Genomic DNA, 5965 nt, shown 5'->3' with positions numbered 1-5965 from the left:
CGCTACGCTCGCCTCAGCAAGTCAACCCCAAGACGCTAAACATTAACCCCCTTGTTGCACTTCGGCTTGAAACCGCCGGGTAAAGAAAAAGCCCGCGCTCCATGGGAGGGCGGGCTGCTACCAACAAAAAACTGCGTTAGTCGGAATTAGAAGGGGATTTCATCGTCCCAGTCAATCTCTGGCTCGGGCCGATCCTTCAAAATCCAAGATGCTACCCACCGGTCGGTCGCAGTCATCGCAGGATGTTTCAGGAGCGGAGTGATTGAATTCTTGCGCTCATCTCCCGACAACGCTGACAACGCATACAGGTAGGCGCGTCGGTCCCATGCGCCGTTTGGCAGCACCTTGCTCTTCGCGCTTTTCGCCCAGGAGAGATTGCCCGCGCTGACTGCGGCGGTTGCCTGCGCAATCACGCTGCCCTTGTTCTTGATGTACTGCTGTATCGCCTTGTCCGCAAGCAGCGATGGCTTCTGGCTGAAAAGCCACTCCATCCAGACTTTGACACAATGCCGGTCGAAGCTGCCGTCGCTGCAACCTTTCGAAAAAAGCGGGAGCAAATCGACCAGTTGCGCGTCTGAAAGACGCGCCAAATAAAGCACAACATCGTTGGCGACCGGAGCGAAAAAGGCCATTTCATGCAGCAAAAGCTCCGCGATATCGCCTAGCCGCTTAGCCTTCGCGCGCCGGATGATTGCTCTAATTACGGCGAGATCGATCATACCGGCCCGACGAACGCGACTTAGGGCGTCCAGTAGAACCTTTCCTGGTTCGCGGGTATCCTGATCGCCATCCTTCTCCTCGTCGCCGTCGTCCTCCTTGTCCTCGTCGTATGAGTGAGCTGAATAGGGATTGGCAACCTCAATTTCCTTCAATATTTCGAGCTTTTCCAGTTGGTACTGATTTTGCAATTCCTCATGCAGGAATTCAGAAGTGCGCCTGATGCTCGTCTTTTCGCCGACCACATTCAGCCGGTGGTTCTCGTGAAGATAAATGACGAGTTCTTCGAGGCTGCTTTCGAGCTTCTTCCGGGAATTGCTAAATATACGAATGTCGTCAACGTAACGAACGTGGTCCAACCCCATGCCGCTGATAAGCTGGTCCACATCAATCATCACTGCTTCAGCAAGTACAACAGAAGGGGCCGGTCCAATCGGAATGCCTTGGGAAGCCTTGTTGTTCAAGCGAGTGATGAACTGCTCCAGTTGGAAGCCCGCTTTCGGATTTCCTGTTGCGGACTCGATGGCGTTGCCGACGCGATGTAGATAAATCTGGTTGTAGAAGTCCGCAATGTCCGTTGACAGAACGAAGCGGTATTCTTGCGACGGCTGCTGACATCTGGCACGGTAAAGGTCAAATCCAGAGCCTTCAGAGAAGAAGCTCGAATAGTCCCGGCTAATGCGGTACGAGCACGCTACCTCAGGCCCCATACGGGCATCGGAAATCTGGTCGGTGACTGCGTGCGTCAGCGCAATATAGACAATTGCGTCAAGTGGCTCGAGCTGATGAACCACTCGATAGCCTCCCCGTGCCTTTGGCCAAGCAATGGCTCGAGGAGGGCCCGCAAAGAGTTCGTTTGGTTGAGCTTTTAGCAGGTGTGTTTTGACTTCATCCCAAAAATACCAGAGCGCACCATACTCGAAGGGCTTTGGGTAGAAATCGGTGTCGTAGAATGCGATTATGTGGGCTTTAGCGAAGTCGAGTGATTCATCAGTCAGCATGGTTCAATCTGGAGGTTGGCGTGGAAAGCTCTGGTTGCCGGATCACGGCACGGGTACCTTCCAAGGATTGCCATCCGACGCTCGCTGAGCGCGGATCGTCGAATAGTCGTTGATGTGTTCGATTGGTCTACTAATACCAATATTGCATGCAATACTTTCTTAAAGTTTTTTAGCGCGAATTGGTTGCTACGACGCATGTGCCCCTCGATTTCTATCAACTGGGGCGACGCCCGTGCCAGCCACTTCATTGAATTACCGACCGAGAAAGTGGCGCCGCTGTTCCTCGCGCAGGCTCCCTCGGAGCATTAATGTAGCGTCTTCAAACAAGTAGTGCAGAGAGACGGGACGTTACGATGCGCGCCGTTCGGCCAGCATCGCGTCGACCATCGCCACCAGCTTCTCCACGAGGCCAGCTGCAAAGCGTTGTTCCCGTATGCGCTCTTCCTCGTCACCCATGACGTGGAACGCGGCGTATCCGACGGGGCCAACCTTCAGATAGCCCTCGTCGTCCGGGTTGTCGCAGAAGCGCTTACGCAAGGCGGCAATGCCGGCGTCCACAGCGCCCGGGTAGTCTCCAGATACCTCTCGTTCCACCATCAGTTTGGCGACATACTCGAGGTCACCGGCGTATCGGAGAACGTGAATCAGGTCGCTCGCGTCCTTGTTCTGCATCCGGTTGTCCAGAGCCAGCGCTTTCAGGATGATGAACGCTGGGACGTCTGCGATGCGAATGATCTCGGTGGACATGCCGCCGCCATCCAGCAGCGGACCCGTGACCTTGTGTTCCTGAAACCATTTGTCCACGATCCCCATAAAAGGCATCGACAGTGCGGAGACTCTCTCGCCTTCGACGCTCACGAGCTCGACACCCCGATCGCCCTCGGCGCCGCGCAGGAACTCGACGACCACGGAGATATGCTCATTGACGCGTATTTGCCATTGCCAGGACGACACAGCACCGCTACTGTTGACGAAGCGGGAGAAGCCGCGATCACCGAGCTGATCGGCGAGCGATGCGTATTCTTGACCGGCCGCGAGTACCTGGAGGTTCAGGACAATGTCGACATCCGAGGTACCCGCGTGCGCCGGAACATCAGGAGGCGTTTCTGGCGTCAAATACCGGGGGACGAGTCCACCCACGAGTCGCAGTGTGCCCTTGAGCGTCCCGAACGCGCCGAGGAGGGTAAGCAGCGTGCTCTCGCAGGCAGCGGTGACGTCAGGTGAATAACCATCCGCAGTTTTCGGTTTGGTTCCAGCCATTTAAAGATCCAGTTGGGCGAGTACGTTTTCTGCCAGTTCCTTGTTCCTGCCCCGACCGTCAAGCAGGTCAAGGTAGAGGATAAAGGGGCTGGCGAAATACGAGGGAAATTCGGGGTGAACGTTGCGAAATTGCAGGCTTGTGCCATCCCGTTCGATCAAGGTAACGTTCGCGCCCTTTTCGGCAGGTTTGAGTCCCAAGGTTTTTGCCATCTCTTTCGCACGCCCCGGGGGCACAACAATGTCCGCCGTGTCGGTGCCGGTGAGGAGTGGAGCAAAGACATTCGCCGCAGAGGTGCCCGTGAATGCCCACGGGAACGACACGCCGGCCCTGTCGATCTCGCAGGTCAGGCGGGAGAGCAGCAGCTTCGGCTGGTCCACGAAGCAGTACCAGCGCGTGCGCTCATCCCTGCGATTCTTCCAATGCTCGGCCCAATTGTCCAACAGTGCTCGCGGTCTGGAGAGGCGCCGGCGCAGCGTCCGACCGCTTCCGCTCGACTCAGACCACTCGCGGCGCTCCAGTTCCTGAAGCACGACAGAGCACGTGTACTGCGACGTCTGGGAGACCTCGGCCAGCTCGCCCCCGGTCAACCACTTGTTGCGGTTCACCAGGAGGGCGTGGACGACCATTTCACGCGCATCGGTAAAGAGAGACGTGACCCCTCTTTTCGCCGCTTCCCGCTCCGGCTTTTCGATGTTGACCAGCCAGCTGCCGTACCGCAGATACAGGTTGCCGTTGCGCTCGAAGTATCCGATTCCGCGTTTTCGAAGCATCTCCCTTGCTCCCGGGCTCAGCGATTCGGCTGCGACGAGAGGGATAACGTCTGTTCGATCTGGGGAACTGAGCTGGTATTCGTTCAGCCGCCATATCGCCGCCTGAACGTCGCGCGGGTAGGCGTTGCGAACGGTCTCGATGGCCAATTCGGCGGACGAATCGCCGACGCGAAGAGACAGGAGCAGGTCGAGGCGGTGCCTGTCACCGAACGCGATCTCGGCGCGCCGCGAGACTATTTCCCCGTTTGTCGCAGCGGCCAGCGCCGCGCACAGTTCGTCAGCCATCTTCGATTCGTAGGCGTGGCGGGCTCCGGAGCTACCGGCCGGTGAAAGGTTGGACATGACTTTTGGGCAAGATCGAAGTTTTGCTGGACAGCGATAGAAACTTCATACGCTATAGTTTATCGATTTTTACTAGTTTAGCTGTGCAGCAAAAGTATCGCAAGTTCCCTCGCGTAGCCAGATGCAGGCGCCCGTGTTGTCGTGTCTATTTTTGAGAGCGTCTTCCGTAGTCTCCGATTCCTAGGCTTGGCGGGTTCCGGAGCCATCGGTCGGCCGGCGAAAGGTTGGCCTTGACTTTTGGGTAAGCTCGAAGCTTTGCTGGTCAGCTATAGAAGCATAAGGTGCTATAGTTTAGCAACTGCCGCTAATTTAGCTGTTCAGCAAAAGTATCGCAAGGTTCCTCGCGTAACCAAATGCTTGGCGATCGGGTTGTCGTATTCATTGTTGAGAACGCCTTCCGTAGTTATAGTCTCGACGCAGCGGGTCAGCTGGGCGGCGTGTGCGTGTTTCGTGACTAGCACGGTCTCTCCCTAAATGCCATGAACCCGCCCCTTCCCGGGGCGGGTACGAGAAAGGTTAAAAGCCTGTGGCGCTGCGTCGTCACCGGGCCTGTAAAGAAGCGGGCGCCCGCCCGCGTCCATTCAAAAGCTGCAGCCGTGAAGCATCAAAAAGAGCATCAGGGCAAGGACCGCCCATCCACGCCAATCGTTCGACATGTTGCACCTCGTCAGGCTGTGCCCGCCGCGCTACGGCGCAGTCCCGGGACAGGCGGCGCAACGGCCTGCCACTCGTATAGCCGCAGAGGGCCCCCGTTTTTATTCATCCCGGCAAAAAACCCACAAACCTAGGGAAAACACCTACTTCGAGCCGCTCAGGACCGGGCTTAAAGCAGATTATTAGCCATTTTACCCATTAAACGCCATGCCGCTAACACGAGTTAGCGGCATGGAAGGATTTGCAAACCGGCGCGGACGGCGGCCACCCTATTTTTTTGCGGCTTCAGCGACTTGAGGTAGGTAGGATCGCAGTCTTGTTCTACGCGCCAGCCGTTGACGTCATTCTCCGTGCGCTCACATGCGCACCGCGCGTGGCTGCTGTTTTGGTTCTTGTGCTGCCCAGGAATGGGGTCTTGCAACACACTATCCTCGCTTCCTTCGGAGGCGTCGGTCGTTGTGTGGGAAGTGTTGGGGCGTTGCGAGCGTATCGCCACAGTCGCAGCCACCCAATGCGTTCCGATCAAAAACGCAACTAACAGTCAGACTCGCTCGGCATCACAATCGGGCTTCGCCCGAAAACCAGCTGACAGAATGTCACCACGCCGGGTTGCCGTCGCGGCGGGATACACGTGATTAGCACCGGCTGGTACGCTTCCATCAAGGACAGGCGAAAAACCGGTGTCTCAGGGGCGTGAGAAATCTGCCGGCGTCAGCTCAAGTCGTGCTGCGGGATGGGCAAGCAACTTCCGTTCGGCGATCGCCCGGATGCGGCCGTAGCCATCACGAAAGGTTCTGAGAATGCGCTCGTCGCCTGCGTGTGGCTCGAGCCAGAAATACGCTTCCAGCGCCGTGATCGTGATCAGGCATTCGACCGGCGGTTCTGGAAGACCAGAAAAAATGCCACCCCGAGGCGACTGGCGAGCACCTGCGGTTCAAGTTCGACGGTTTCCATGGGCGGCAAGGACGGCGCTTCTGATCAGGTCACGGTGATTTTTGCACAGCTTATGCGTTTCGGGTGCGGGCGAAGTTGGCGGGTTGCAGGTCAAGGCGCGCCGCTTCGGACGGCGTGCAAGCCAGTCGTAAACCGAAGCAATGTTGTCACAGTACTAAGCCAGTTGCTTCAGGGCGTAAGCCTGCTTTGTTCGGCAGGGTAGGCGCCCAGTTGGTTGCGGACGCAATTAGGCCTTTTTAACGCACTGCGCCTGGCCAAAGGCGTTC

3 protein-coding genes and 1 pseudogene are annotated in these 5965 nt (G+C 57.2%); all 4 read right to left on the bottom strand.

Annotated elements, in window-relative coordinates:
• Positions 1-146: 146 nt before the first annotated feature.
• Entirely contained in the window at positions 147-1718 is a 1572-nt protein-coding gene (locus EVC45_RS43130; RefSeq protein WP_129964166.1) for an RNA-directed DNA polymerase, read from the bottom strand.
• A gap of 348 nt (positions 1719-2066) precedes the next feature.
• Complete coding sequence (locus tag EVC45_RS43125) at positions 2067-2978, bottom strand: hypothetical protein (RefSeq protein ID WP_129964165.1); 912 nt, start codon at positions 2976-2978, stop codon at positions 2067-2069.
• Positions 2979-4034, bottom strand: a complete 1056-nt coding sequence (locus EVC45_RS43120; RefSeq protein ID WP_129964164.1) for a type IV toxin-antitoxin system AbiEi family antitoxin — start codon at positions 4032-4034, stop codon at positions 2979-2981. It lies immediately after the preceding gene.
• A 1396-nt stretch (positions 4035-5430) separates the two neighbouring features.
• Positions 5431-5699, bottom strand: a pseudogene (locus EVC45_RS43115) (DUF1488 family protein).
• Positions 5700-5965: the final 266 nt, after the last annotated feature.

The organism is Paraburkholderia sp. UYCP14C, from assembly GCF_004197395.1.
Taxonomy (GTDB): Bacteria; Pseudomonadota; Gammaproteobacteria; order Burkholderiales; family Burkholderiaceae; genus Paraburkholderia.
This window is presented reverse-complemented; position numbering and strand designations above follow the sequence as displayed.